This is a genomic window from Synechococcus sp. KORDI-52 (genome assembly GCF_000737595.1).
In the GTDB taxonomy this organism is placed as follows: Bacteria; Cyanobacteriota; Cyanobacteriia; order PCC-6307; family Cyanobiaceae; genus Parasynechococcus.
This window is the reverse complement of record NZ_CP006271.1, coordinates 350,829-376,391: the sequence shown is the minus strand read 5'-3', so window position 1 is coordinate 376,391 and position 25,563 is coordinate 350,829. Positions and strand designations below refer to the sequence as shown.

The 25,563-nt window shown below is 59.9% G+C and carries 25 protein-coding genes; 17 read left to right on the top strand and 8 right to left on the bottom strand.

What is annotated here, in order from left to right; translation table 11 throughout:
- The first annotated feature begins 41 nt into the window (after positions 1 to 41).
- Together mgtE and KR52_RS01930 are read left to right on the top strand one after the other, a co-directional pair.
- Positions 42 to 1,502, top strand: coding sequence for a magnesium transporter (gene mgtE, locus KR52_RS01935; RefSeq protein ID WP_038551772.1), 1,461 nt, complete (start codon positions 42 to 44; stop codon positions 1,500 to 1,502).
- Between the two features lie 54 nt (positions 1,503 to 1,556).
- Positions 1,557 to 2,564 carry an RpoD/SigA family RNA polymerase sigma factor gene (locus tag KR52_RS01930; protein WP_038551769.1) on the top strand — a complete coding sequence of 336 codons (1,008 nt, stop codon included), beginning with the start codon at positions 1,557 to 1,559 and terminating at the stop codon, positions 2,562 to 2,564.
- Here the strand turns inward: KR52_RS01930 and KR52_RS01925 are convergent.
- From KR52_RS01925 to KR52_RS01910, 4 genes are all read right to left on the bottom strand, one after another.
- Complete coding sequence (locus KR52_RS01925) at positions 2,549 to 3,412, bottom strand: alpha/beta fold hydrolase (protein ID WP_051834249.1); 864 nt, start codon at positions 3,410 to 3,412, stop codon at positions 2,549 to 2,551. The two genes, KR52_RS01930 and KR52_RS01925, sit on opposite strands and share 16 nt — an antisense overlap.
- A 68-nt stretch (positions 3,413 to 3,480) precedes the next feature.
- Positions 3,481 to 6,744, bottom strand: a complete 3,264-nt coding sequence (locus KR52_RS01920; RefSeq protein ID WP_038551764.1) for an efflux RND transporter permease subunit — start codon at positions 6,742 to 6,744, stop codon at positions 3,481 to 3,483.
- A 4-nt stretch (positions 6,745 to 6,748) separates the two neighbouring features.
- On the bottom strand, positions 6,749 to 7,861 hold the full coding sequence (locus KR52_RS01915; RefSeq protein WP_038556714.1) for an efflux RND transporter periplasmic adaptor subunit: 1,113 nt from the start codon (positions 7,859 to 7,861) through the stop codon (positions 6,749 to 6,751).
- A 330-nt stretch (positions 7,862 to 8,191) separates the two neighbouring features.
- Positions 8,192 to 8,617: a zf-TFIIB domain-containing protein gene (locus KR52_RS01910; RefSeq protein ID WP_038551762.1), complete on the bottom strand. Its 426-nt coding sequence runs from the start codon at positions 8,615 to 8,617 to the stop codon at positions 8,192 to 8,194.
- A gap of 1,610 nt (positions 8,618 to 10,227) precedes the next feature.
- Here KR52_RS01910 and KR52_RS01905 point away from each other — a divergent pair.
- From KR52_RS01905 to KR52_RS01885, 6 genes are all read left to right on the top strand, one after another.
- The gene (locus KR52_RS01905) at positions 10,228 to 11,610 is read left to right on the top strand and encodes a sodium/glutamate symporter (RefSeq protein WP_051834247.1); all 1,383 of its coding nucleotides are present in this window, start codon (positions 10,228 to 10,230) and stop codon (positions 11,608 to 11,610) included.
- Positions 11,607 to 12,314, top strand: coding sequence for a class I SAM-dependent methyltransferase (locus tag KR52_RS01900; protein ID WP_038551756.1), 708 nt, complete (start codon positions 11,607 to 11,609; stop codon positions 12,312 to 12,314). The genes KR52_RS01905 and KR52_RS01900 overlap by 4 nt, the downstream gene beginning before the upstream one ends.
- Before the next feature lie 415 nt (positions 12,315 to 12,729).
- Positions 12,730 to 13,002, top strand: a complete 273-nt coding sequence (locus tag KR52_RS15325) for a phosphatase PAP2 family protein (RefSeq protein ID WP_071840144.1) — start codon at positions 12,730 to 12,732, stop codon at positions 13,000 to 13,002.
- A complete protein-coding gene (locus tag KR52_RS15040) occupies positions 12,942 to 13,175 on the top strand; it encodes a hypothetical protein (protein ID WP_253912431.1) in 234 nt (77 codons plus the stop codon). Before KR52_RS15325 ends, KR52_RS15040 begins: the two co-directional genes overlap by 61 nt.
- A gap of 61 nt (positions 13,176 to 13,236) precedes the next feature.
- Positions 13,237 to 14,340: an 8-oxo-dGTP diphosphatase MutT gene (gene mutT / locus KR52_RS01890; RefSeq protein ID WP_038551751.1), complete on the top strand. Its 1,104-nt coding sequence runs from the start codon at positions 13,237 to 13,239 to the stop codon at positions 14,338 to 14,340.
- A 21-nt stretch (positions 14,341 to 14,361) separates the two neighbouring features.
- Complete coding sequence (locus KR52_RS01885) at positions 14,362 to 15,318, top strand: carbohydrate kinase (RefSeq protein ID WP_038551748.1); 957 nt, start codon at positions 14,362 to 14,364, stop codon at positions 15,316 to 15,318.
- Here the strand turns inward: KR52_RS01885 and tsaE are convergent.
- A complete protein-coding gene (tsaE, locus tag KR52_RS01880; protein WP_038556712.1) occupies positions 15,285 to 15,776 on the bottom strand; it encodes a tRNA (adenosine(37)-N6)-threonylcarbamoyltransferase complex ATPase subunit type 1 TsaE in 492 nt (163 codons plus the stop codon). The genes KR52_RS01885 and tsaE overlap by 34 nt on opposite strands.
- A gap of 31 nt (positions 15,777 to 15,807) precedes the next feature.
- On the opposite strand from tsaE, the gene ahcY reads away from it, so the two are divergent.
- Together ahcY and KR52_RS01870 are read left to right on the top strand one after the other, a co-directional pair.
- A complete protein-coding gene (gene ahcY, locus KR52_RS01875) occupies positions 15,808 to 17,238 on the top strand; it encodes an adenosylhomocysteinase (protein ID WP_038551746.1) in 1,431 nt (476 codons plus the stop codon).
- A gap of 71 nt (positions 17,239 to 17,309) precedes the next feature.
- Positions 17,310 to 17,969, top strand: a complete 660-nt coding sequence (locus KR52_RS01870) for a DedA family protein (protein WP_038551743.1) — start codon at positions 17,310 to 17,312, stop codon at positions 17,967 to 17,969.
- A 31-nt stretch (positions 17,970 to 18,000) separates the two neighbouring features.
- On the opposite strand, the gene KR52_RS01865 is transcribed toward KR52_RS01870, so the two are convergent.
- A complete protein-coding gene (locus KR52_RS01865; RefSeq protein ID WP_038551740.1) occupies positions 18,001 to 18,378 on the bottom strand; it encodes a single-stranded DNA-binding protein in 378 nt (125 codons plus the stop codon).
- Positions 18,379 to 18,520: 142 nt separating this feature from the next.
- Between KR52_RS01865 and KR52_RS01860 the strand changes: the two genes are divergently transcribed.
- From KR52_RS01860 to KR52_RS01830, 7 genes are all read left to right on the top strand, one after another.
- Complete coding sequence (locus tag KR52_RS01860; RefSeq protein WP_038556710.1) at positions 18,521 to 19,573, top strand: rod shape-determining protein; 1,053 nt, start codon at positions 18,521 to 18,523, stop codon at positions 19,571 to 19,573.
- Positions 19,574 to 19,577: 4 nt separating this feature from the next.
- A complete protein-coding gene (gene mreC, locus KR52_RS01855) occupies positions 19,578 to 20,324 on the top strand; it encodes a rod shape-determining protein MreC (RefSeq protein ID WP_038551738.1) in 747 nt (248 codons plus the stop codon).
- 1 nt (position 20,325) lies between these two features.
- Complete coding sequence (locus KR52_RS01850) at positions 20,326 to 20,835, top strand: hypothetical protein (protein ID WP_038551735.1); 510 nt, start codon at positions 20,326 to 20,328, stop codon at positions 20,833 to 20,835.
- Positions 20,832 to 22,139, top strand: coding sequence for a sugar ABC transporter substrate-binding protein (locus KR52_RS01845; RefSeq protein WP_038551733.1), 1,308 nt, complete (start codon positions 20,832 to 20,834; stop codon positions 22,137 to 22,139). Before KR52_RS01850 ends, KR52_RS01845 begins: the two co-directional genes overlap by 4 nt.
- A 92-nt stretch (positions 22,140 to 22,231) precedes the next feature.
- Positions 22,232 to 22,993 (top strand): response regulator transcription factor RpaB, encoded by a 762-nt coding sequence (gene rpaB, locus KR52_RS01840; RefSeq protein WP_038551731.1) that lies wholly within the window; start codon positions 22,232 to 22,234, stop codon positions 22,991 to 22,993.
- Positions 22,994 to 23,037: 44 nt separating this feature from the next.
- Entirely contained in the window at positions 23,038 to 24,546 is a 1,509-nt protein-coding gene (lysS, locus tag KR52_RS01835; protein WP_038551728.1) for a lysine--tRNA ligase, read from the top strand.
- Between the two features lie 27 nt (positions 24,547 to 24,573).
- The gene (locus KR52_RS01830; protein ID WP_006851112.1) at positions 24,574 to 24,837 is read left to right on the top strand and encodes a hypothetical protein; all 264 of its coding nucleotides are present in this window, start codon (positions 24,574 to 24,576) and stop codon (positions 24,835 to 24,837) included.
- A gap of 1 nt (position 24,838) precedes the next feature.
- On the opposite strand, the gene KR52_RS01825 is transcribed toward KR52_RS01830, so the two are convergent.
- On the bottom strand, positions 24,839 to 25,318 hold the full coding sequence (locus KR52_RS01825; RefSeq protein WP_038551726.1) for a hercynine metabolism protein: 480 nt from the start codon (positions 25,316 to 25,318) through the stop codon (positions 24,839 to 24,841).
- Positions 25,315 to 25,548 (bottom strand): hercynine metabolism small protein, encoded by a 234-nt coding sequence (locus tag KR52_RS01820; protein WP_038551723.1) that lies wholly within the window; start codon positions 25,546 to 25,548, stop codon positions 25,315 to 25,317. Before KR52_RS01820 ends, KR52_RS01825 begins: the two co-directional genes overlap by 4 nt.
- Positions 25,549 to 25,563 lie beyond the last annotated feature (15 nt).

Below are 25,563 nucleotides of genomic sequence, written 5' to 3'. Positions count from 1 at the left end.
CGGCTGTAACGGCCATACACTGGGCTCCCGGCCGGAGGGGCATGACGGAGGCATCGGGGCTGAGCAGTGCTGGCATGGGCGTGGAGCACGAGTTGCTGGCCGAGGCCGTCTCCCACGAGCTCGCCGCGATGTTGCAGGCGGGCAATTACGACGCCGTCAAATTGCTGCTGGAACCTGTTCAGCCGGTGGATATCGCTCAAGCGATCGGAACGCTTCCAGTCAACCTGCAGGCGATCGCCTTTCGCCTGCTCAGCAAGGATGAAGCCATCAGTGTGTATGAGTACCTCGACACGGCCACCCAGCAGAGCCTGCTGAGCCTGTTGCGTTCTGGTGAGATGCGGGAGGTGGTGGAGGAGATGTCTCCGGATGACCGCGCTCGCTTGTTCGAAGAGCTCCCGGCCAAGGTGGTGCGGCAGTTGCTCAGTGAGCTCAGCCCGGATGAGCGCAAGGTGACTGCTGAACTCCTGGGGTACCGCTCTGAGACGGCCGGTCGCTTGATGACCACCGAGTACATCGCTCTCAAGGAAAACCAGACCGCAGCTGTGGCGCTGGAAATCGTGCGGCGGCGCGCCCGGGACACCGAGACGATTTATTCCCTCTACGTGACGGATGCGGAGCGACGCCTCAGCGGAATTCTGTCGCTCAGGGATCTGGTGACAGCTGACCCCCAGGCCCGCATCGGCGGTGTGATGACGGAGGAGGTGCTCAGCGTCAGCACCGACACCGATCAGGAGAAGGTGGCCCGCACGATTCAGCGTTACGACTTTCTCGCCGTTCCTGTGGTGGATCGGGAACAGCGACTCGTGGGCATCGTCACGGTGGACGACGTGATCGATGTGATCGAGCAAGAGGCCACCCGTGATCTCTATGCGGCTGGCGCAGTTCAGGCCGGTGATGACGATGATTATTTCAGCAGCAATCTGTTCACCGTCGCCCGACGCCGCGTGGTGTGGCTGGCGGTGCTGGTGCTCGCCAGTTTTTTCACCTCGGAAGTGATCGCCTCCAATGAAGAGGTGCTGGAGCGGGTGGTTTTGCTGGCGGCGTTTATCCCCTTGCTCGTTGGCACCGGAGGCAATGTGGGGGCCCAAAGCTCCACCGTGGTGATCCGTGGTTTGAGCACCGAGAGCATCTCTGCCCTCGGTCCCTGGCGTGCCATTGGGCGCGAAGCCATGGCGGGGGCTCTGCTGGGGGTGTTGATGATGCTGTTGGTGCTGCCCTTTGCCTGGTGGAGAGGGGAAAGCGCCCTGGTGGGCCTGTCTGTGGGGATGAGCCTGCTGGCGATCACCACCCTGGCTGCCACCGCAGGCGCGGCTTTCCCGCTGCTGTTTCACCGCATGGGTTTGGATCCAGCGCTGATGTCCACGCCGTTCATCACCACCTGCACTGACGTGGCTGGCACGCTGATCTACTTGAAGACAGCGGGATGGCTGCTGATCCACTTGCCACAGCTGCTGCAGACCGCAGGTATTTCTACCCATTTCTTTGCTTTGCTGGCTTTCTGAGAGTCTGTTAACGATTCTTAGGAGTACTCTTTACATAACTCAAAGAAGCGCCCCATGGCTCCGGCTGCGACCGCTGCTTCCAAGCCCAAAACTGCTGCTAAGGCTGCGAAAACCGTTACGGCTGACGTCGATCTGGTCCGTTCTTATCTGCGCGACATCGGCCGTGTTCCGCTGCTGACCCATGAGCAGGAGATCACCCTTGGGCGACAGGTTCAGGAGCTGATGGATCTGGAGTCACTCGAGTCTGAACTGGAGAGCAAGGAAGGTGAAAAGCCCAGCCGAGACAAGCTTGCAAAAGCTTCTGGACTGTCTTCCATGCAGCTCAAGCGCAAGCTGCAACATGGTCGTCGTGCGAAAGAACGGATGGTGGCTGCCAACCTGAGACTGGTGGTGAGCGTGGCCAAGAAGTACACCAAGCGGAACATGGAACTGCTGGATCTGATCCAGGAAGGAACCATTGGCCTGGTCCGCGGAGTGGAAAAATTTGATCCCACCCGTGGTTACAAGTTTTCCACATATGCCTACTGGTGGATTCGTCAGGGCATCACCCGGGCCATCGCTGAGAAGAGCCGCACGATTCGCCTGCCGATTCACATCACCGAGATGTTGAACAAGCTCAAGAAAGGCCAGCGGGAGCTGAGTCAGGAGCTTGGTCGCACGCCCACCGTCACTGAGCTGGCCGAGTTCGTTGAACTCCCAGAAGACGACGTCAAGGACCTCATGTGCCGTGCTCGTCAGCCGGTGAGCCTTGAGATGAAGGTGGGTGATGGTGATGACACCGAACTGCTGGAGCTGCTCTCCGGTGAAGGAGATCTTCCCAGCGACCAGGTTGAGGAAGACTGTCTTAAGGGTGATTTGCGTAGTCTCTTGGGCCAGTTGCCCCATCTGCAGGAGCAGGTGCTGCGCATGCGTTACGGCATGGATGGTGAAGATCCGATGAGTCTCACCGGCATCGGCAGGATCCTTGGAATGAGCCGCGATCGGGTACGGAATCTGGAGCGTGATGGTTTGGCTGGTCTGCGTCGCGTGAGTGATCAGGTGGAGGCCTACGTTGCCTGTTGAGTTGATGCTGTTTTGATCAATCGTTGAAGCACTGGATTCACCTGATCCGGTGCTTCGTCATGGGGACAGTGACCTGCCTCAGGAATCACCTCCAGTGATTCGATACACCCGATGGTCTGTGTCCAGCGTCTGGCCTCGGCAATCGGCTCCCAGGGATCCTTCGCGCCCCAGATCAGATGCACCGGAACTTTCAGCTCCTCCATCAATTGAGGAGCCAAATGGTCATCGAACAGGTTGATGAAGCCGCGGAAGGCTTCAGTGGCTCCATCCCGTTGTGTGGGTTTGAGTAGCAGGTTCACCAGTTCATCGTCGATGTTGGCGCCACTGGGGTAAGCCTGCTTCAACACGCTGCGGATCACGCCAGGCCGTGCAGCATTGCGGAACAGTGCGGTGCTGAGCCAGCGCTGCCGCACCAGGGTCTTCAACGCGGGTCGGATCCATGTCATCCAGGCCGGCTGGGTTTCCAGTTGCTTGTCATCCATCAAGCGCTGGGCACAGTCGATCAGCACCACACCTCGGCAATGCTCTCCCAGCAGCTGCGCCGCCCGTAGGGCCACGACACCGCCGATCGAATTGCCGACAAGCCGTACCGGCCGATCGATCACCTCATGGCAGAAGTCGGCGACTTGCTTACCCCAGAGATCAAAGCCGTAATGCACCGCATCGTCGCTTGCAGCTTCATCCTTCAAGCGGGCCCGGGGTTGATCACTGCGGCCGAAGCCCAGCAGATCAATGGCATAGGTAGGAGCTTGCTCCGCCAGCACCGGTTGGTTGAAGCGCCAGTGGCTGGTGTTGGCCCCGAAGCCATGGATCAGCAGCACCGCCTCTTCAGCATCTGCCTCGCCCATCCGGCTCCAGCCAATCGATCGCTCCTTCCAGCTCCAAAGGTTCTCGCTATGGCTCACGCCTTGGCCTGCTACGCCGGTACATCCTGGCGAGAGAACAGACGGTTTTCGAGGTTTTTCACCAGCACGTACACCGGTGGCACCACCCCGAGGGACAACACCGTGGCCACCACCAGGCCACCGAAGATCACGGTGCCCAGCGACTGCTGACTGTGGGCACCGGCACCATTGGCGACCACCAAAGGGAGGAAGCCCGCCAAGGCGGCGATGGCGGTCATCAGGATCGGCCGCAGCCGGGATTCGGCGGACTTCACCACCGCCTCGGTGATGCTCAGACCCTGCTCGAGTTTCTGTTCCGCCACCTCCACGATCAAGATGCCGTTCTTGGCCGCCAGTCCGATCAGGGTCACCAGGCCCACCTGGGCATAGATGTTCAGATCGATCGAGCGCAGGGCCAGGAAGGCCAGGGCACCCAGCATGGCCAGCGGCACCGTGGCCAGGATGATCACGGGCGTGACATAGCTCTCGTACTGGGCGGAGAGCACCAGGTAAACGATCAACACGCCAAGGCCGAACACCAGCACGCTGGCGTTGCCGGCAGACAACTGCAAAGCGGCGAGCCCGGTGAAAGCCGAGCCGATGTTGGTGAAGTCGGCAGCTGTGAACAGCGCCTGAATCTTGGCCAGGGCTTGACCGCTGCTCTTGCCGATCGCTTCCGCGCCCTGGATCTGCACGGTGCGGTTGAGGTTGTAATGGCTGATCACCGGCGGAGCGCTGCTCAGCTCGGCGTCGGCGAACTGCGACACCTGCACCAGCCCGCCGTCGCGATCTTGAACGTAGTAACCCAGCACGTCGTCGATGCTCTGGCGTTGATCCGGTGTGCCCTGCACGTAGATCTGGCGCACTTGACCGTTCTCATAGGTGAGCCCGGTGTAGTTGCTGCCCGTGAGGGCAGCGATGCTGTTCATGGCCTCCTGATAGTCGACGTTGAGTGCGCCCATCACGTCGCGGTTGATCGACAGACCAACGGCGGGGGAGCTGGGATTGAATTGGGTGTAAAGCGTGGAAAAGTCGCCGCTGGCATTCCCCTCTTGGATGAGTTGATTTGCCAGATCTGACAGTTCATTGAGGCTGTATTGGCCGTTGCTGAGGTCGTTGAACTGGAAGTAGAACCCACCCTGAGGGGAGAAACCAGGCACTGCTGGTGGGCCTGATGCTCTTGCCAGGCCATCGCTCAGTTCGATCAGCTTGGTGTTGAGCCGCTTGATGATCGCGTCGGAGCTCTGGCCGGCGCCTTTGCGTTCCTCCAGGGGCTTGAACCCGAAGAAGAAGATGCCCTGGTCAGGGCTGGAACCATTGAAGCCGTAGCCGTTGATGATCCCGGCGTTGACCACGTCGTCTTCCTCGCTCAGCACCTCGGCGATCTTCATGCCGAGCCGCTTCGTTTCCACCAGGGAGGCGCCGTTTTGGAGTTGGAAGAAGCCGAGTCCGTAGCCCTGGTCTTCATCAGGGATGAAGGCGCTGGGCAGAGTTGTGAAGGCGAAAATGGTCATCACGATGCCAAGGGCCAATCCGCCGAGAATCAGCTGGCGCAGGGCGATCACCCGGGTGAGCAGCGCGGCGTAGGCCCGCTGCAGGCGATCAAAACCGGCATTGAATGCCGCAAAGATTTTGGGCAGGTTGGCTCCGGCCACGGCGCCGATGCCCACACCGGCCAGGTAGGTCCAGCTGCCAAAGGCGGCAGCACTGAAGCGTCCGAAGGCCAGGCCCACGATCACACCCACAACGATCCAGGAGCTTCCACGCGGCTCGGGCGGTTTCTCCCGAGGCAGGATCAAACCCGACAACATCGGCGAAAACGTGAGGGCGTTGAAGGCCGAGATGGCGATCGAAAAAGCGATCGTCAGGGCGAACTGCTTGTAGATGATCCCGATGCCGCCGGGGTAAAAGGCCACTGGAACGAACACCGCCATCAACACGAGTGCTGTCGCGATCAGCGCACCAAACAGCTCCCCCATGCAGGCCAGGGCGGCCTCGCGGGGTTTCATCCCCTGTTCGATGTTGGTCGACACCGCCTCGATCACCACAATGGCGTCGTCCACCACCAGACCCGTGGCCAGCACCAACCCCAGCAGCGTGAGTTGATTGATCGAGAAGCCGAACAGCTTGAGGAAAGCAAAGGTGCCGATCAGGGAGATCGGAATGGCCAGACTGGGCACCACGGTGGCCCGCCAGTTCTGCAGGAACAGAAACAGGATCACGAGCACCAGCACGATCGCCAGGCCGAGGGCATCAATTACCCCATCCACCGAAGACTTGATGAACTGGCCGACGTCATAGATCTGATTCACCGTCACCCCGGGCGGGACGAGACTGCGGAACTGGTCGAGTTGCTCCACCACAGCCTTGGACACATCCAGGGCATTGCTGGCGGGTGTCTGGTACACCACAACAGTCAGGGCCTCATGGCCGTTTTTGTCGATGCCCTGAACGGAGAAGCTTTGTGTTCCGTAGCGAACTTCGCCCACATCCTCGAGTTTGAGCAGGTTGCCCGAGGGTGAGCGGTTGAGGATCAGGTTGTTGAAGTCCTCCAGGGAGATGAGGTTGCCGTTGTTCTCTACAACGATCGGGTAGGTGTAGGCCTGATCCCCAGAGGCCGGAGGCCCTCCCACCAGGCCCCCCACCGCCACGCTGTTCTGAGCGTTCACCGCGGTGATCACGTCTTCAGCAGTGATCTTGTTGGCGGCGAGTTTGTCGGGATCGACAAACAGCCAGAAGGCTGGGTTGGCTCCGCCAAGCACCCCCACTGTGGCCACGCCTTCGACGCGCGACAGAGGGTAATAGAGCTGTTCGTAGATCAGGCCGTTCAGGTAAGCCGCGTCGTACTGGCCCTCCGATGAACTGATCTCGTAGGCCAACAGGATCGAAGGGTTGCTTTGTTTCACCGAAACACCGCTTTTTGACACCTGCTCCGGCAGCTGCGGCGACGCCAGGGTGACCCGGTTTTGCACGTTTACCTGATCGATGTCGATGTCGGTCGTTTGATCGAAGTAGACATTGATCGTGCTGTTGCCTGTCATGTCGCTCGTGGAGGCGATGTAGGCCACCCCGGGCACTCCGTTGATCTGTGCTTCGATCGGGTTGGTCACCGCCTGCTCGGTTACCTCTGCATTGGCACCGCTGTACACCGCGCTCACCTGGATCAGAGGATTGGCGATGTTGGGCAGGTTGGCAATCGGCAGGGTGGGGATCGCAATGACCCCAATCAGCACGATCAGGATGCTGCAAACCGTGGTGAGAACAGGCTTCTTGATGAAGTTGTCGGAGAAAGACATCGCTTCAGTTCGCTCCGGTCTTCACATGCACTGGCATCCCGCTGCGCAGGCGGCTGGTGTTGCTGATCGCCACCTGATCACCAGCTTTCAGCCCAGATTTCACGGGGTAGGCATTGTTCTGAAGATCGCCCAGCTGCACCTTGGTCTGCACCACAACCGGGGTGTCCGCCGGTAACCGTTCCAGCTCGCTCACTGTTTTCGGGGAGGCGTTCGGAGAAGCCTTGATCTTTGGTAAGACTTTGTTGAGAGGAACAACCTTGTAGACGAAGGGTTGCTGGGCCTGCATCATCACGGCCTGCACTGGCACCGCGAGATGGGACTGGTTGCCTGTGATGATTTCGGAGGCCACAAACTGGCCGGTTTTGAGCTTCCCGGTGAGGTTGGGGAACTCCGCTTTCACCATCAAGGTGTTGGGAGCGTTGCTGCTGCCGGTGATGCCGTAGTAAGGCGACACGAAGGTGACCTTGCCTTCACCGCTCACCGGTGGTGTTGATTGCGACACCAGCTTCACCGTTTGGCCTACTTTGACCGCTGAGGCCTCGGAGGCTGGGATCTCCATCAAGGTCCAGAGCGTCGAGTTGTCGACGATGCCAGTGATCTGCTGGCCGACTTTGACGTAGTCCCCAAGCTTCACGGAATCCAGATCACCGATGACGCCGTCAATGGGTGCGCGCACGAATTTGTAGCCCAGATCCGCAGCATCGGTGCGGACATCATCCTTGGCCTGCTCGGCCATAGTGGCGTATCGATCGCGTTCCTTGGCTGAGACGGCTCCTTGCTTGTAGAGATAGTCGTAGCGTTCAGCGTTGAGGATGTCCTTCCGAGCTTCGCTGCGGGCCGCATCCAGGGCGGCGCTCTGTTGAACGTTGTCGAGCACGAGGATCACCTGGCCGGCTTTCACCGGTTGGCCAGCGGTGGCCAGGATCTGCACCACGGTGCCAGCCACCTGGGGCTTCACCGCCACATTGCTGGTGGATTCCAGCGGGCTGATCGCTTCGATGACGGGAGAGAACGTCGCTGTTTTGATCCGGCTCGTCTGGATCGAAAGAAATGTTTTTTGGGGTGGTTTCGACAGGCAGCCCGAGATGCCTCCAAGCAACGTGCTTGCAACCAGCATCTGGCCCAGGAGCTGATGAGCTCGGCGCATTCCTGACTCTTGAACCTTGTAATGCGCGCAGGATATGGCTTCTGCAAGCCTCTGTCTGTCTTGTTGAGTGCTTCTGTAGGGATCTTGAGATTCGATCGGGGCAATCGGATTTCAAGCTTGAGTTCATGTTTCAATGCAATTTCCTGGTGGAGAGAGTTGTTGTCGTCAGGGTGGGATGGCTTGAATGTTCGCTTGATCAGGGAGACTGGAAGGACATATTGACAACGAAGACCCTCGAATTGATGGTCTTGATCATGGGTTATGAGCTTTCAAATGGAGTGTCGTGAGAATCGGAGGGTATTAGGGGATTGATCGGGTGGCAAGAATCTTGTCAAATGCTTTCTCGATAAATAGGTTCGCTTCTGCGTCCCTCTCGCGAGCATTTTCATACTGCTGCTGAATTTTGTTTAATTCGTGGCGATCGAGCCAGATGCCAGCGCAGCAAGGACATGTATCAACCTCGACCTCTTTTTTAATGCTGTAGTAATGCTGTTGCATGATGGTTGAATCTCTTGGACACCGTCTTTGACTGGTCATGATCTTTTGATCATGTTTTGCCGTTGATGCTTTGAATAAATTCTGAATTGTATGGGCGTGGATTGTGTTGGTTTGATTGAGCTCGAAACGTTCGAACCAAATACCCCCGCATCCGTATTGGCACAAGTCAACCCTCAGGCCGCACACATCTACCTCATCGAGTTTTGAGTGGTAGGCCGGACAGTCCATCGTTTGCAGAGCTCATTCATCGTGAACTCGCTATGACAAGCTTCAGCTCAACTGTTAGTCTTTGAATCTGATGAGCTTCTTGGCTCATCATGTAATCGTATTTTCTTCATTAGAATTGTCCGCCGAGCCCAGAGTCACCCTCGCCAATTGTTGTGAAGTCGGTTTTCCTCTCTAGTTTATATTTTGAATGTTATTTTAGATGAGTAGGTGGCTATTAGATGTATAATTGCGTGGTTGCAGTGCAAGTTTTCAGTCTATGACACTGAGAGCTCGCGCATTGATCAGCCTTTGAAATTGAATTTATAGCTTTCTCTTGCTAGTAATAGCAATACAATGGTAGAACTATTCAAAAATACCATCTTCAAGAATAACGTATAAAGGTTTCATTGGCTCGATGCCTTAGTTGTTGATTTGTAATGGTTCGTGGATGCAAGTTGTATGATTGTGATGCTCAAACAATTATTCGTTGCTTTATTCTGGAAATAACGTGACTTGCCGTTGATCATTTTAGGTGTTCTTGATGCTGATCAGCGCCAATGATTAATATTAGTTTTAGCTCGACGATCTGTAAAAAGGTATTTTATAAAGGGTTTTTGTCAGAAAACTTCTAAAGCTTAAAGAATTGATCATTCTGCTGGATTTATTCCGACCAATAATCGCTTCTGGTTTGATTTCGTTTGCCATGATGAATGCAAGCGTATCCTGTAAAGAGATTGGCTTCGAAATTGCATAGCCTTGGTATTTTTAAACACCTAAACTTTTAATCCACTCAATCTGATCTTGATTTTCTATGCTTTCAGTAACAACTTCTAAGTCTGAACTGGTAAGAGCTTTGACGATGGAACCTAGGAAATTATTTTTTTCTGGTCGCGCTCATCTAGCCCAGAAACAAAAATGCCATCTAATTTTTACCCCATAAATCGGAAGAGATAATATACGGTCGATTGATGCAAAGCCTAAGCCAAAGTCATCGATATATACTTTAATATTCAACAATTCAAGGCATGTGAAAAAACATCCATACATGAGCCTCTATTTCAAATGAGTCTTCAACAATTTCAATTTGTAGTTTTTTGTTAGGTGGAGGCGGAGGCAATCAGTTCAAGTAAAATTTCACGTTTATCAGGGCTTCGAATAAGATCGCCTGAGACATTTACATTGAATGTCAATTTTGTGTGGGGCGACTTTGCGTGAATAATGCCTATTTAAGCGATCACTTTTTCGCGTATGATTATATCAAAATCAGCAGTGATTTGTAATGATTTAATTAAAGGTAAAAATACCTGGGTTCTAGCAAAGTTGAGTCCTCTTCAAGTCTGGATAAACATTCAAGCCCTTTCATTTTACCAGTTAATGTGTTACATATTGACTGAAAGTATGGCAAAAAGCATTTGCCTTATAGTGCCCTCTCTATTTGAATTTCTTTGCTTCTTTCTTCTCTTTTTCAGCTCCTTGCCATCAGCGGCGATGAGAAAGGCATTTTATATGGCTATATGTTAATTGATCCATCTCAGCGTGGCAGTGGCGGCCTGGCTGGCATGACCGCTCACATGCCAAAGTCATCAGCCTGAGGCGAGCGGTGGCACCCTGCCTGCATGGGTTGAGATCTGATGAACCTCAGTCTGTTCGATGTTCTGCTGTCTTTTTCGGGGCTCTGTCTACTGCTCCTGGTGGGCACAGCGCTGCGTCAACATCTGGGCTGGCTTAGGCGCCTCGGCATCCCTGAGGCGTTGATTGCCGGTCTGCTTGGTCTGCTGATCGGTCCTTTCGGACCCTGGAGTGTGTTCCCCGAGCAGGTGTATCGCATCTGGAGCCAGGCCCCTGGCGTCTTGATCTCCCTGGTGTTCGCAACCTTGTTTCTCGGCCAGAGGCTGCCGAGCCCAGGGGTGATCTGGAATCGTGCGGCCGGACAGACCGCGTTCGGGATGGTGCTCGGTTTCGGGCAGTACCTGGTGGGGGGGCTTCTGGTGCTTCTGGTGCTTCAGCCGCTGTTTGGCACCAGCCCCTTGATGGCGGCCCTGATCGAGGTGGGCTTTGAAGGGGGCCATGGCACTGCGGCCGGTCTGGGCCCGACCTTCCGCGAGCTGGGTTTCCCCGCTGGTGAGACCCTCGGTCTGGCCATGGCGACGGTGGGTGTTCTGACTGCTGTTCTGCTCGGCAGCACCCTGGTGGTAATCGGCCGCGCCCGCCAATGGCTGGCGCGCGTGAACAGGTCGCAACAGGCGCTTGACACCGTAGATCCGATGTCTGCTGAGGAGCGACTCAATCTGGAGCGTGCTGCGGGAACGGTTGATCCAGACGCTCCACGGTCGATGACGATCGATGCCCTCACGCTGAATGTGGCGCTCGCCGGCGGCGCTGTCGGCCTGGGCATCCTGCTGAAGGCCTTGCTCACGGGCCTCGCCGGTTGGTTTGGAGGTCCCGAGACCGCCAATCTCATCCTTGCGATTCCCGTGTTCCCCCTGGCCATGGTCGGCGGGTTGATCGTGCAGGTTGTGCTGCAGCGCACCGGGCAAACCGGTCTGGCTTCGCCGCTGGCTCAGGCGAGCCTCGGCTCTGTGGCCATGGATCTGCTGATCACGGCGGCGATGGCCAGTCTCAATCTGCCGCTTCTGGAGGAGAACTGGCTTCCCTTTGTCGCCCTCGCAGTTGTTGGTCTCACCTGGAATATCGCTGCTTTTCTCGTGCTGGCTCCGCGGATTTTCCGCGATCACTGGTTCGAGCGAGGGATCGCGGACTTCGGCCAGGGAACCGGGGTGACGGCCACTGGCCTGCTGCTGCTGCGCATGGCCGACCCCCTGGGACGGAGTCGGGCCATGGAAGCCTTTTCGTTCAAGCAGCTGTTGTTCGAACCCTTCCTGGGCGGTGGATTGGTCACCGCCCTCTCGCCTGTGTTGATCGCCAGCTGGGGATTGCCGCGCTTCAGCGCTGTCGCTCTGGCGCTCACCCTGGCCTCCCTGGTGTTCGGCCTGCGTCTGGGCCGGGCACGATGACCTTGTTCGAACAGCAATGGCAAACCTTCCGGAAGGTTCTGAACCACGATGTGATGGAGCACCGCGCTGTTGCCGACGCGACCGCTGTTGCACTCAGGGACTGGTGCGATCAACGCGGGGACTGGCGGACATCCGTCGCTCTGGTGGATCTGGGTTGTGGTGATCTCGCCCATCTCGCGCCCCTGTTCCGCTCGTTGCCTTTGCGCTCCTACACAGGGATTGATCTGGCGGCCTCTGTTCTGCCCCTGGCCGAGCGCCAGATGGGGGCGGCCCGGTTCCCCTGCCACTGGAGGTGTGGGGATCTGCTCGATTGGGCCGTGGCGCAATCTGAGCAACCGGTGGATTTGATTCACTCCGCCTTCGCCATTCACCACCTCAGCGATTCCGATAAGGGTCGTTTCCTTGAGGGGGCGCGTCGGCGCGTTGCTGACGACGGGCTGCTGGTGTGGACGGATGTGTTTCAGGAGGAAGATGAATCGCGGGACGACTATCTCAAGCGTTATGTCGCCAGGGTGCAGCAGTGGCCCGGTCTGTCCGGCGAGCAGCGGGATGCTGTGATCGATCACCTGAAGCGATGTGACTGGCCGGCACGGCGTGGCTGGATCGAGTCGGTCGCTGCCGACTGCGGCTGGACGATGACATGGGCTTGGCGCGGTCAGCATCGGGCAGAAGCCCTGGCCCTGCTTCGGCCTGTTCGTCCTTGAAGCCCAGTGCAGAGTCTCAGACGCTTCCCCATCAGCGTTAGACGTTGCCCCGGAGCATTTCAAACACTTAAAAACCATTGGGGCTGCTCAGTTGCGACAAGTGTTTTTTGTTTCTTCTGGCGGCTGATTGCAGATTTTTAATGTCAAAAAGGGTTGATTGAATGACGTGAGACTTGCATTAATATGGCTGCTATTGGAGCCTTGCACTGATGGCGCTTCGTGGCCTTAGTGGCATGGTCGGCGCTTGAAGTGTTTTTGTTTTCGGCTCGACAGCATTCATCCAGCCTGTGGCGGCTAATCCGGACGATGGCTTTCAAATGGATTTCTCTTCTTTGGCCAATGTGGTTGGGTCACCATCGGCGCGGGGCAGTCAGGCGCTGAAGCGTGATCTGGATGTTTTGCGCTGGCAACAGTCATGATTCGCTCGGGTGTTCCGCAGTTTGTTCATCTGGTCGATGAAGTAAAAAACAAGCTCAAAAACGCAATCGGGCGCCCTAGACCATTTCTTTCCCATCGAGATCTGACGCCTTGTTTGCCCCGGGAATACTCCGAGAGTTACCCCAGTGGCCACTCCACTTGGTATGTCACGACAAGTTTGCTGCTTGCTGCTTGCTGCTTGCTGATTTGTTGCCGGAACGCAGACAGCGTTTGTTGCAGGTGGGCCGTCAGGGGATGGCCGCCCGTGTGACCTGCGGGATGCACTATCCAAGTGATGTGGAAGCAGGTCAGCGTCTGGCCGAAGCTGCAGCGCTACAGATCATCGGCAGCCTCCAGTGGAAGCAGTTCAAGATGTCCGTAAAACCTGAGATCAAGGCCTTGATGCAGCCACCCTCTGCAGGTCTGGTTGTCGTCTACGACTAAGTCCTGAAGTGTTGAAAGTCCTTTGATCAGTCCATGTTCGGGATCTGAAAGCTTTGATTCGTTGGCCGAACACCTGATCCTTTGGTGGCAGGTCCATGGTCGGCGGGATCCCCTGCAAAAGCCTTGGATGTTTCTGGCGTGCGGGGCATGGCCGGAAGCGGATCAACAGCTCGACCCCTACGGCATCTGGATCGCTGAGGTGATGCTCCAGCAGACCCAGTTGGCCGTGGCTCTCCCCTACTGGACGCATTGGATGGCGACGTTTCCCACGGTGGAGGCCCTGGCCTCGGCGTCTCTGGATGAGGTGCGGCTGCAGTGGCAGGGCCTCGGTTACTACGCCCGTGCTCGCCGTCTGCATGAGGCGGCGTCAATGTTGGTGGGCCGACCCTGGCCCCGAGACCTTGAGGGCTGGATGGCCTTGCCGGGCATTGGCCGCACCACCGCCGGCAGCATTCTTTCCAGTGCCTTCAATGAACCGCTGCCCATCCTGGATGGCAACGTCAAACGGGTGTTGGCGCGATTGACGGCCCATCCGCGCCCGCCGGCTCGCGATGACGCGCTGTTCTGGAGCTGGAGTGAGGCGTTGCTGGATCCGGTGCGGCCCCGGGATATGAACCAGGCCTTGATGGATCTGGGGGCCACGCTCTGCACGCCACGCTCTCCCTCCTGCGAACGTTGCCCCTGGCGGTTGCGCTGTGCTGCTTACGCTTCCGGCGATCCCCGCCCCTGGCCCGTGACCGACGCTGCCAAACCCTTGCCCTTCCAGGTGATTGGAGTGGGCGTTGTGCTCAATGCTGCAGGGGAGGTGTTGATCGATCAGCGGCTCGAGGAAGGCCTGCTCGGGGGGATGTGGGAATTTCCCGGTGGCAAACAGGAAGAAGGCGAAACGATCAACACCTGCATTGTCCGTGAGCTGCAGGAAGAACTCGGTATCGCCGTGACGGTCGGCGATGAACTGATCACGGTGGATCACGCCTACAGCCACAAGAAGCTGCGCTTCGTCGTGCATCTCTGCGACTGGGTGTCGGGGGAGCCGCAGCCTCTCGCCAGTCAGCAGGTGCGTTGGGTGTTGCCGGAAGACCTGGTCAATTACGCCTTCCCAGCGGCCAATGCACGAATCATTGAGGCGCTGCTTGGCAGGTTGGACAGCTCTGCCCACCCTTAGGCAAGGTTCACCTGCGGTCAGATGGCGCTTGTTCCCGTTGTCGTCTGTCTTGGTGAAGCCCTGATCGATCGGCTTGGCCCGCCTGGTGGTGATCCAGCGGTGGATCGCCCCGTGGACGATCGTCTGGGCGGTGCTCCGGCCAATGTGGCCTGCGGCCTGGCCCGTCTGGGTACAGAGGTGGCTTTTGCCGGTCGATTGGGGCAGGACGCCATTGGTGACGCCTTTTCCCATCTGTTTGCTGAGCGTGGCGTTGAGACCACGCTGCTGCAGCGGGATGGCGAGCGCCCCAGCCGCATCGTGTTGGTGCGCCGTGCTCGGGATGGAGAACGGCAGTTTCAGGGCTTTGCCGGGGATCAAGGGGCCGGCTTCGCGGATCAGGCTCTGGAGCCGGCACCCCTGCCCCAGGCCCGATGGTTGTTGATCGGCACGCTTCCGCTGGCCACACCCGCTTCGGCCTCGGCTCTGCTCTCGGCCGTGCACCAGGCCGAGAGCCTGGGCACGGCGATTGCCCTTGATGTGAATTGGCGCCCCACGTTTTGGGATGCCTCCGCTGATCCTGGGGCTGAGCCGTCCGCTGCGGCCTTGGCGGCGATGCAACCGCTCCTGGACCGGGCGGCCCTGATCAAGCTGGCGCGGGAGGAAGCGCTCTGGTTGTTCAACAGCGACGATCCCGGCGCGATCCAGCAGGCGTTGCCACAGCGGCCGGATGTGGTGGTGACCGATGGAGCGGCTCCGGTGCGATGGCAATTGGGGGCCGAATCAGGCGAGCAGTTCGCCTTTCAGCCCCCCACCGTCGTCGACACCACTGGTGCCGGCGATGCCTTCACGGCTGGCTTGTTGCACCGATGGTCGTCCCCGCCCCAGGAGCGCATCCGCTTTGCGGCCGCCTGTGGCGCGTTGGTCTGCGGCGGTGCCGGCGGCATTGACCCCCAGCCCAAGGAGGCTCAGGTGGAGGCGTTTCTGGGAGAGGTGAGCTGAGCCAGTCGGCCTTCGTCCTGGTGACGCAGCTCGAGCCGCCAGGCGTCCGGGAGGTCGAGACCAAGCCGTTCGGGCCACTCCACCGCCATCAACGCCCCTGCCGCGCGCGCCTCTTCCTCTTCCTGCAGCAGGAGTTCATCGGCGGCGGCTGGGTGCTCCAGGCGATAAAGATCGAGGTGCACCAGTTGCGGTGTCCCCTGGGGGTAGTGCTGTGCCAGGGCAAAGGTGGGACTGGTGATCGGTTCGGTGATCCCGAGGCCTGCTGCCAGGCCCTGCACCAGTGATGTTTTGCCGGCTCCCAGCGGACCGCTCAACAGCAGAATGCTGCCCGTGGGCAGGTTTTGCGCCAGCCATTGCCCCAGCGCTCGTGTCGTCTCAAGGGTCTCAAGACGCCAGATCTGCTGTGTAGAGTCCGCACCAAGCGAGCCCGAAGCCTCGGCGTCTCTGCAGAGATTCAACTCCACGTTTGCTTTAGGGAGCATTCAAACCATGGTGGCAGCGCTCACGTCCCCGGCTGAGCTGAAGCTCGGCGTTGATTGCGTCATCGCCGACATCAACCAGGCCGATTTCGGTCGCAAGGAACTCGACATCGCTGAGACCGAGATGCCCGGTCTGATGGCGTTGCGCGAGAAGTACGGCAGCGAGAAGCCCCTCAAGGGTGCCCGCATCGCCGGCTCCCTGCACATGACGATTCAGACCGCCGTTCTGATCGAGACCCTGGTGGAACTCGGGGCCGAAGTGCGCTGGGCCTCCTGCAACATCTTCTCCACCCAGGACCACGCCGCTGCGGCCATCGCCGCCCAGGGCATTCCGGTCTTTGCCGTTAAAGGTGAAACCCTGGAGGAGTACTGGGATTACACCCACCGCATCCTCGAGTGGGGTGACGGCGGCTCGCCCAACATGATCCTGGACGACGGTGGAGATGCCACCGGTCTGGTGATGCTGGGCAGCAAGGCCGAGCAGGACATCACGGTTCTGGACAACCCCGGCAACGAAGAGGAGACCTTCCTGTTCGCTTCGATCAAGAAAAAGCTGGCCCAGGACCCCAGCTTCTATTCCCGCACCAAGGCGCAGATCCAAGGCGTGACCGAGGAGACCACCACGGGCGTGGCGCGTCTCTACAAGATGCAGAAGAGCGGTGAGTTGCCCTTCCCCGCCATCAACGTCAACGACTCGGTCACCAAGAGTAAGTTCGACAACCTCTACGGCTGCCGCGAGTCCCTGGTGGACAGCATCAAGCGCGCCACCGACGTGATGGTGGCGGGTAAGCAGGCCCTGGTGATCGGCTACGGCGATGTGGGCAAGGGTTCAGCTCAGTCTCTGCGTGGTCTCGGCGCCACCGTCTGCATTGCGGAAGTGGACCCGATCTGCGCGCTGCAGGCCGCTATGGAGGGCTACCGCGTTGTCCGTCTTGAGGACGTGGTGGAAGACATGGACATTTTCGTGACCGCCACCGGCAACTACCAGGTGATCCGCAACGAGCACCTGGTGAAGATGAAGGACGAGGCCATCGTCTGCAACATCGGCCACTTCGATAACGAGATCGATGTCGCTTCCCTCAAGGAGTACGAGTGGGAGAACATCAAGCCGCAGGTGGACCACATCACCCTGCCCAGCGGCAACAGAATCATCCTGCTGGCGGAAGGTCGCCTGGTGAACCTGGGCTGCGCCACCGGTCACCCCAGCTTTGTGATGAGCAACTCCTTCACCAACCAGGTGTTGGCGCAGATCGAGCTGTTCACCAAAGGCGATGAGTACGCCAAGGAGGTGTACGTGCTACCCAAACATCTCGATGAGATGGTGGCTCGCCTTCACCTCGGTCGTATCGGGGCCAAGCTCACCGAGCTCAGCCAGGATCAGGCCGACTACATCAATGTGCCCGTGGAAGGCCCTTACAAGCCCGACCACTACCGATACTGATCACGATCCAGCGGATCGGAACCTGATCGTTACGGCCCCATGGAAGACTTGCGCGATCGAGCGCAGTCTCCATGGGGCTTTCTGATCTGATCACACAGCTGCCGGAGTTGATCGGCCAGGCGGTGGAGGCGAACCAGTGGCTGGGTTACACCGCGATTTTCGCGGCGATGTTTCTCGAGAATCTGTTCCCGCCGATTCCCTCCGAGCTGATCATGCCCCTCGGGGGCTTCTATGTGCAGCAAGGTCAGCTGGATCTGGTGCCCGTGGTGCTGGCCGGTTTGCTGGGCACCGTCCTTGGTGCTTTGCCCTGGTACGGGATCGGACGGTTGATCAACGAGGAACGGATCGAAGCCTGGCTTCAGCGCCACGGCCGTTGGATTGGCATCAGTGCCGATGAGTTGGCCCGCAGCCGTCGCTGGTTCAGCCGCTACGGCACTGCCCTGGTGTTCTGGGGGCGATTGGTGCCGGGGATTCGCACCTTGATTTCCGTTCCAGCTGGCATCGAAATGATGCCGATGGCCCCGTTTTTGCTCTGGACCACCGCCGGCAGCCTGATCTGGACGGCCCTGCTCACCGTGGCTGGCATGGTTCTTGGAGAGGGCTACAGCAACGTCGAGCTCTGGATTGACCCTGTCTCCAAAGCCGTGAAGGTGTTGCTGGTGGTGGCGGTGCTGGCGGGCACGATCTGGTTGGGTCTGCGCATCTGGCGCCGGAGCCAGTCATCCGACTGAGCACCGGCGCGGGATTACCTGGGAAGGAGGCTCAGAAGGGGATGTCCTCATCGGAGGCCTGGCCGCCAAAGCTGCCGGTGGCCTCCTGGTTGTCCCGTTTGGATCCGAGCAGTTCGAGCCGATCCACACGGACCACTGGCTTGCTGCGCTCTTCTCCGCTGGCACGGTCGGTCCAGCGATCCAGCTTGAAGCTGCCGATGATGCCCAGCAGGGAGCCCTTCTTCACGTAATCCGCAGCAACCTGGGCCTGCTTGCCCCAGATCTCCAGGTTGAACCAGTCGGGTTCATCGTCGCGGCTGCGACGGTTCACCGCCATGGTGAGGTTGGCCACCATGCTGCCGGATTCGAAGTAACGCACTTCGGGATCTCGGCCTGCACGGCCGACGAGAGTGACGGAATTAACGCCCATAGACAATTCATCTCCTGAATGTGGATTCATGATGCGGCACCGGTTGGGTGACTGCTTCTAAGGAGTTCCACCCAAGCCGCTGGGTGTAACAGGCAACGGCTGAGAACGCCCCTATGATCCGGCGGTCTCGACTGCGGTGTCTGTGTTCTTTCGTCGTTTCCAGCTGTCGCGCGACATCGGCATCGACCTGGGCACCGCCAACACCCTGATCTACGTTTCCGGTCGGGGCATCGTGTTGCAGGAGCCCTCCGTTGTGGCTCTGGACCTCGAGCGTGGCACCACCATGGCTGTGGGTGATGAAGCCAAGTTGATGCTCGGACGCACTCCTGGAAACATCCGGGCTGTCCGACCGCTGCGCGATGGGGTGATTGCCGATTTTGATGCCGCTGAGCAGATGCTCAAAACCTTCATCACCAAAGGTAATGAGGGCCGCGGCATCATGGCTCCTCGGCTCGTGGTCGGCATTCCCAGTGGTGTCACCGGCGTGGAGCGTCGTGCTGTGCGAGAAGCCGGCATGGCTGGGGCCCGCGAGGTGCACCTGATCGACGAGCCGGTGGCGGCGGCCATCGGTGCAGGCCTTCCAGTCACCGAGCCCGTCGGCACAATGATCGTTGATATCGGTGGCGGCACCACCGAGGTGGCGGTGTTGAGCCTTGGTGGAACGGTGTTGAGTGAATCCGTGCGTGTCGCCGGCGATGAAATCAGCGATTCCATCGGGGTCTATCTGAAAAAGGTGCACAACATGGTGGTGGGCGAACGGACAGCCGAGGACATCAAGATCCGCATCGGCTCAGCTTTCCCCGACGACGAATTCGATCAGCAGTCGATGGATGTGCGCGGTCTGCATCTCCTCTCCGGTTTGCCCCGCACCATCAACCTCAAGGCCGGTGACCTGCGCGAAGCGATCGCCGAACCCCTCAATGTGATCGTTGAGGCGGTGAAGCGAACGCTGGAGCGCACCCCACCCGAGCTGGCGGCCGACATTGTTGATCGGGGCATCATGCTGGCCGGCGGCGGCGCCCTGGTGCGGGGCATCAGCGACCTGATCAGCGACGAGACCGGCATCTTTGTGCACATCGCCGAAGACCCATTGCTCTGTGTGGTGAACGGGTGCGGCCAGGTGCTGGAGGACTGGAAGCGTTTGCAACGGGTGGTGGATACCCCGGAGTTTGTTCGCTCCGCCGCAGGCGCCTGAAGCCATGGCCCCAACGCTTCGTCCCGGCAAAAGCCGCTGGCGTGGATTGGGGCAACTCACCCCCTGGCTGCTGCTGGTGGCCGGTCTGTTGCTGGTACGCCTGAGCAAGGGAGCCGGTTTTAGCGATGCCTATGCGCTGCTCAGTCGCCCCTTCTGGCCCGGTTCTGCCCAGCGGGAGTGGGTCACGGCCGCGGTCGACCTGGAGGAGCGCTCCCGCCTGCAGCTCTTGGAAGGGGATAACCGTCGTTTGCGCGCTTTGCTGCAGCTTCAGCAGCAAGGTGCAGCCGAGGGAGAGGTGCCTGCCGCTGTGATTTCCCGTTCACCACGGGGTTGGTGGCAGCAACTGGAGTTGGGCAAGGGCTCGTTGCAGGGCCTGGCTCAGGGCGACGCCGTGCTGGGGCCTGGTGGTTTGGTGGGGCGCATTGCCAGCGTCACCCCTGCCACGGCTCGAGTGAAGTTGCTCACTGCGCCTGGTCATGAGATTGGTGTCTGGCTGCCTCGCAGCCGCCGCCATGGGCTGCTGGTGGGACGTGGCAGCAGCCGCCTGTCGCTCCGCTTCATCGACAAGGATCCGGATGTCCAGCCGGGGGATCTTGTCGCCACATCGCCCGCCAGCACGCTGTTGCCCCCCAACGTGCCTGTAGGAGTGATCCAGTCGGTGAATGAGCAGGCCGTCCCGGCTCCTACAGCGGTGGTCCAGTTGATCGCTGCACCGGAAGCGATCGACTGGGTGCAGGTGCAAACACGTTGAGATGACGCGTCTGCATCGCCAACCCATCTGCGTGGCCTCGGCGTTGGTGGTGCCGTTGATGGCGATGGCATCTCCGGCCTGGCTGGCCATTGATGGGGTCGGTCCTTCCTGGGGCGTGCTCTGGCTTTTGCCTTGGGCTCTTGTGGATGGCCCGGTGTCGGGAGCGTTGGCGGGGGTGGCCTTGGGCCTGGTGCTGGATGGCCTCAATCTCGGCGGTGTGAGTCAGGTGCCAGCCCTTCTGCTGTTGGGCTGGTGGTGGGGACGTCTGGGGCGACGTGCGGCGCCGATCCAACGCAGCTTGAATCTGGGGTTGTTGGCCTGGTTCGGTTCGGTGGGCCTTGGCCTGTCGTTGCTGTTGCAACTCTGGCTGCGTCAAGGCGGAGTCATGGATCCCCTCACCCAGAGCTGGGGTCTGCAGACTCTGTGGTGTCAGGCCCTGGTGACGGGACTCTTGGCTCCGGTGTTGGTGTCCTTGCAGTTGCTGTTGTGGCGCAGGAGGGTTCCCTCATGACGATGACGCGACGGGATCTGCTGCTGGGGGCAGCGGCCATGGGTCTTGCGGCCTGTGGCCGACGGACGCCACAGACCAGGCCATTGGAGTTGTGGACGCTGCAACTGGCCCCCAAGTTCAACCCCTACTTCGAGGATGTTCTGGGGTCCTGGACCCGTCGCTATCCCGACGAGCCTGTGCGCTGGACGGATCTGCCCTGGGGGTCGGTGGAACGCAAGTTGCTGGCGGCGGTGTTTGCGAGAACCGCCCCAGATGTGGTGAACCTCAATCCGCCATTCGCGGCCAATCTGGCCAGCAAAGGGGGGCTGGCGGATTTGACCCCATTGCTGCCGGATGGTGCAGCTGGCCGCTACCTGCCCTCGGTCTGGAACGCTTGCCGCGAGCCCGATGCGGGCCAGATTGCGGTGCCCTGGTATCTCACGGTTCGGCTGAGTCTGGTGAATCGGGCGCTGCTGGATCAAGCAGGGGTCGCAGCACCACCAACCCGTTGGGATCAGGTTCCTGCCTTCGCTCGCCGCATCCGTGAGCGTACGGGCCGTTACGGCCTGTTCCTCACCACGGTTCCGGATGATTCGGCCGAGCTTCTGGAAACCCTGGTGCAGATGGGGGTGACCCTGCTGGATCCCCAGCGCCGGGCTGCCTTCGACAGTCCGGCGGGTCGCCGGGCCTTCCGGTTCTGGAGTGATCTCTACCAGGAGGGTCTGTTGCCCCGGGAGGTGGTGAGTCAGGGGCAACGTCGGGCGATCGAGTTGTTTCAGAGCGGTGATCTGGCCCTGGCGGCCACGGGGGCGGAATTTCTGCGCAGCATTCAGACCAACGCGCCACGGGTGGCCGCGGTCACGGAGCCCCACCCCCCCGTGACCGGTGCTGATGGCACTGCCAATGTGGCCTTGATGACGCTGGCGGTGCCGCGGCAGAGCCAGCGCGCTCAGGATGCTGTGGATCTTGCTCTCTATCTCACCAATGCTCCCAATCAGGCCCGCTTCGCCCGCGAGGCCCGTGTTCTCCCCTCGTCGGTGGCGGCTTTGGCTCGGGTGCGTGCTGAATTGGAACAGGAACGGCCCGACTCAGCCGCTGAGCGTCAGATTCGCCAGGCCCGTCTGTTGTCGGCCAGCACGTTGGATCGGGCCCGGGTTCTTGTCCCGGCGTTGCCGGGAATCAAGCGTCTACAGAAGATCATCTACACCCAGATGCAGCGCGCGATGTTGGGCCAGGTCACACCTGCGCAAGCCTTAGCAGCTGCTGCGTCGGAATGGAACCGTTACGCCCGTTCGCGCTGGCCCGAAACTGGACGCAATCCTTAAGACAATCGGTAAACGACCTGCGCGGCAGGGCGTTTGCGTCGATCTTCATCTCCTGACCTGTAGGGTTGCAGCTCGTTAAGGGTTTGATTCGGATGACGGGCGACTTGCCCTCACAACCGAAAGCGACCATTCTTGTCGTTGATGACGAGGCTGCGGTCCGGCGCGTTCTGGTGATGCGCCTGCAGTTGTCGGGTTACCGCGTCATCTGTGCTGAGGACGGTGAGCAGGCCCTTGAAATGTTCCACAACGAGTCCCCCGATCTGGTGGTGCTCGATGTGATGTTGCCCAAGCTTGATGGCTTCGCGGTCTGCCGTCGTCTGCGAGCCGAATCCTGCGTGCCGATCATTTTCCTCTCCGCGGTTGAAGCGATCTCCGAGCGGGTAGCAGGCTTGGATCTGGGCGCCGATGACTACTTGCCCAAGCCCTTCAGCCCTAAGGAATTGGAGGCACGGATCGCCACCATTTTGCGCCGGGTGGGGCGGGGTAATGCCGTTGTTGAAAGTCGTGAATTGCCCACAGGGCAGGGCGTTTTGCGGCTCGGCGATCTGGTGGTGGACACCAACCGACGCCAGGTCACCCGTGGAACGGAGCGCATCAACCTCACCTACACGGAATTCAGCCTGCTGGAGTTGCTGTTCCGCGACCCCGGCCATGTCGTGCCCCGGGCCGAAATCTTGGAGCAGCTCTGGGGATATCCCCCTCGTCGTGCAGCCGACCTTCGCGTGGTGGATGTTTATGTGGCGCGTTTGCGCGGAAAACTGGAGCCTGATCCCCGCAATCCAGAGCTGATTCTCACGGTGCGGGGTATTGGTTATGCCTCTCAGCGCATGGGTGAAGCCTCCGCGGCAGGTTGATCAACCCGCGGGCGGGCAAGATGGCGCCCGACTGATCTGCTGCTGTGTCTGAGCTGCGCGACACCCGTCTTGAGAAGGCGAAGACATTGGAGGGGTTGGGGCAGGGCCCCTATGCCCTCACCTTCAGCCCCAGCCATCGCATGGCTGAGCTGCAGGAGACCCATGCCGATCTGCCCAAGGGTGAGGAACGGGACGTCAGTGTTTCCGTGGCCGGACGGGTGATGACACGCCGGGTGATGGGCAAGTTGGCCTTTTTCACCCTGGCCGATGAGACGGGATCCATTCAGCTGTTCCTGGAGAAGGCAGGTCTGGAGGCACAGCAGGAGGGATGGTTCAAACAGATCACCTCTCTGGTGGACAGCGGCGACTGGTTGGGGGTGAGCGGTACCTTGCGTCGCACTGACCGTGGCGAGCTGTCGGTGAAAGTGAGCGACTGGCGCATGCTCACCAAGGCACTGCAGCCCCTGCCCGACAAGTGGCATGGTCTGGCCGACGTGGAGAAGCGCTACCGCCAGCGTTACCTGGACCTGGTGGTCTCCCCCGACAGCCGGAAGACCTTCCGGCGCCGGGCCCGCCTGGTGAGCGGCATCCGTCGCTGGCTCGATCAGCGGGATTTTCTTGAGATCGAGACCCCTGTTCTGCAGAGCGAACCCGGTGGTGCTGACGCGCGACCGTTCGAGACCCATCACAATGCCCTTGATCTGCCCCTCACCCTGCGGATCGCGACGGAGTTGCATCTGAAGCGCCTGGTGGTGGGCGGCTTTGAGCGGGTCTACGAGCTGGGCCGGATCTTCCGCAACGAGGGGGTCAGCACCCGCCATAACCCTGAGTTCACCTCGGTGGAGATCTATCAGGCCTACAGCGATTACGTCGGGATGATGGAGCTCACCGAGCAGATGGTCAGCGCGGTGTGCCAGGAGGTCTGCGGCTCCACCACCATCACCTACCAGGGCACCGAGATCGATCTGGCACCGCCGTGGCGGCGCGCCACAATGCACGAGCTCGTTCAGGACGCGACGGGGCTTGATTTCAACAGCTTCAGCAGCCGGGAGGAGGCAGCGGCGGCGATGACCGCCAAGGGTTTGCATGCCCCTGAACTGGCCGACTCGGTGGGCCGTCTGCTCAATGAGGCCTTCGAGCAAGCGGTGGAGACGACGTTGATTCAGCCCACCTTCGTCACCGATTACCCGGTGGAGATCTCGCCCCTGGCCCGGCCCCATCGCAGCAAGCCAGGACTGGTGGAACGTTTCGAGTTGTTCATCGTTGGCCGGGAGCACGCCAATGCCTTTAGTGAACTCACCGATCCAGTTGATCAACGCCAGCGCCTGGAGGCCCAGCAGGAGCGCAAGGCGGCGGGCGATCTGGAAGCCCAGGGCTTGGATGAGGACTTCGTCATGGCCCTTGAGGTGGGCATGCCCCCCACTGGGGGGTTGGGCATCGGCATCGACCGGCTGGTGATGCTGCTCACCGACAGCCCTTCGATTCGTGATGTGATCGCCTTCCCGCTGCTCCGGCCGGAGTCCCGCAAGGGAGAACCACCCTCAGTGGAATAATGGGAGGAGTGGCATGGTCTTATCCCCATGAGTGGAGAACGCGTCGGGTTTCGCTTCAAGCACGCTGATGCCGTGGTCAAGCGGAATCCCCAGGGCCGTTCCCGCCGGGGATGGGTGATGGAGCCTGTGGAGCAGACCACCAGCCGCGGCACCAAAATGCCTGCATACCGCATCCGCTGGCGTGACAGTGAGCGCCCTGAAATCGTGTTGCAGCACATGCTGATCGCCGATCCGGATCCAACGCCTCCGCCCGAGGGTGTCAGCCTGGAACCACCTGCTCCCAAGGCCTGATTTACGTCAGTCCAGCATTGCGGCGCAGTTGTTCAAGCTCCTGTTCCGCTTCAAACAACGCCCAGTCCTTCTCCAGTGTTGAAGGATTGGGCGTTTGCTGTTGCTGGTGAAGCTCCTCCAGCTGTCGCTCCACCTCGTTGAAGCGGCGTCCCAGATCCTCCAGGTCGGCCCAGAGTGCGCGGCCCTGGTTCATCAGGCTGGTGAGGTGCTGTTCGGCTCGCCCGGCTAGATCGGCTGCTCCGGCTGCCTTGGCACGCTCCGTCCGGCTACGCCAGGCCCGCACGTCCTCGGCGAGCCGCAGTAGCTGCTGGCGTTGCTGTTTCGCTTCGCTCTGCAATTGCTGGCGTTGTCGTTGCAGAGCACCGGCCCGATCCTTCAGATGCTGCTCGCTGAACAGGTTGTCCTGGACGGGGTTGTTGCGGAGAAAAGCGGAGAGTTTTGCGTCCAGCTCCCGCTCCAACTGCTCCAGCCAGTTGCTCATGCCTCGCCCGGGGTGGTGATCACCGGTTTTTCGATCTCTTTCTCCAGGGGCTCAATCGCGGCCGTTTTGGAATTGAGGATCATCTGGGTGAGCTGCGCTGCTTTGACCTCGCCCACTTCTCCTTCCAGTTCACCCAGGCGATCAAATGCCGCCATGTAGACGGCTTCCAGGTCCTGGATCAGTTGCTCGCGCTGCCGTTTGATCGCCTGGCGTCGTTCGTCTGTTTTCATGCCGCCGTGTGCTCC

Excerpts from the sequence above, each read along its gene's own strand:
- mgtE (WP_038551772.1), top strand. The coding sequence starts at position 42 with ATGACGGAGGCATCGGGGCTGAGCAGTGCTGGCATGGGCGTGGAGCAC.
- KR52_RS01930 (WP_038551769.1), top strand. The coding sequence starts at position 1,557 with ATGGCTCCGGCTGCGACCGCTGCTTCCAAGCCCAAAACTGCTGCTAAG.
- KR52_RS01925 (WP_051834249.1), bottom strand. The coding sequence starts at position 3,412 with ATGGGCGAGGCAGATGCTGAAGAGGCGGTGCTGCTGATCCATGGCTTC.
- KR52_RS01920 (WP_038551764.1), bottom strand. The coding sequence starts at position 6,744 with ATGTCTTTCTCCGACAACTTCATCAAGAAGCCTGTTCTCACCACGGTT.
- KR52_RS01915 (WP_038556714.1), bottom strand. The coding sequence starts at position 7,861 with ATGCTGGTTGCAAGCACGTTGCTTGGAGGCATCTCGGGCTGCCTGTCG.
- KR52_RS01910 (WP_038551762.1), bottom strand. The coding sequence starts at position 8,617 with ATGGACTGTCCGGCCTACCACTCAAAACTCGATGAGGTAGATGTGTGC.
- KR52_RS01905 (WP_051834247.1), top strand. The coding sequence starts at position 10,228 with ATGAACCTCAGTCTGTTCGATGTTCTGCTGTCTTTTTCGGGGCTCTGT.
- KR52_RS01900 (WP_038551756.1), top strand. The coding sequence starts at position 11,607 with ATGACCTTGTTCGAACAGCAATGGCAAACCTTCCGGAAGGTTCTGAAC.
- KR52_RS15325 (WP_071840144.1), top strand. The coding sequence starts at position 12,730 with ATGATTCGCTCGGGTGTTCCGCAGTTTGTTCATCTGGTCGATGAAGTA.
- KR52_RS01885 (WP_038551748.1), top strand. The coding sequence starts at position 14,362 with ATGGCGCTTGTTCCCGTTGTCGTCTGTCTTGGTGAAGCCCTGATCGAT.
- ahcY (WP_038551746.1), top strand. The coding sequence starts at position 15,808 with ATGGTGGCAGCGCTCACGTCCCCGGCTGAGCTGAAGCTCGGCGTTGAT.
- KR52_RS01870 (WP_038551743.1), top strand. The coding sequence starts at position 17,310 with ATGGGGCTTTCTGATCTGATCACACAGCTGCCGGAGTTGATCGGCCAG.
- KR52_RS01865 (WP_038551740.1), bottom strand. The coding sequence starts at position 18,378 with ATGGGCGTTAATTCCGTCACTCTCGTCGGCCGTGCAGGCCGAGATCCC.
- mreC (WP_038551738.1), top strand. The coding sequence starts at position 19,578 with ATGGCCCCAACGCTTCGTCCCGGCAAAAGCCGCTGGCGTGGATTGGGG.
- KR52_RS01850 (WP_038551735.1), top strand. The coding sequence starts at position 20,326 with ATGACGCGTCTGCATCGCCAACCCATCTGCGTGGCCTCGGCGTTGGTG.
- KR52_RS01845 (WP_038551733.1), top strand. The coding sequence starts at position 20,832 with ATGACGATGACGCGACGGGATCTGCTGCTGGGGGCAGCGGCCATGGGT.
- rpaB (WP_038551731.1), top strand. The coding sequence starts at position 22,232 with ATGACGGGCGACTTGCCCTCACAACCGAAAGCGACCATTCTTGTCGTT.
- KR52_RS01830 (WP_006851112.1), top strand. The coding sequence starts at position 24,574 with ATGAGTGGAGAACGCGTCGGGTTTCGCTTCAAGCACGCTGATGCCGTG.
- KR52_RS01825 (WP_038551726.1), bottom strand. The coding sequence starts at position 25,318 with ATGAGCAACTGGCTGGAGCAGTTGGAGCGGGAGCTGGACGCAAAACTC.
- KR52_RS01820 (WP_038551723.1), bottom strand. The coding sequence starts at position 25,548 with ATGAAAACAGACGAACGACGCCAGGCGATCAAACGGCAGCGCGAGCAA.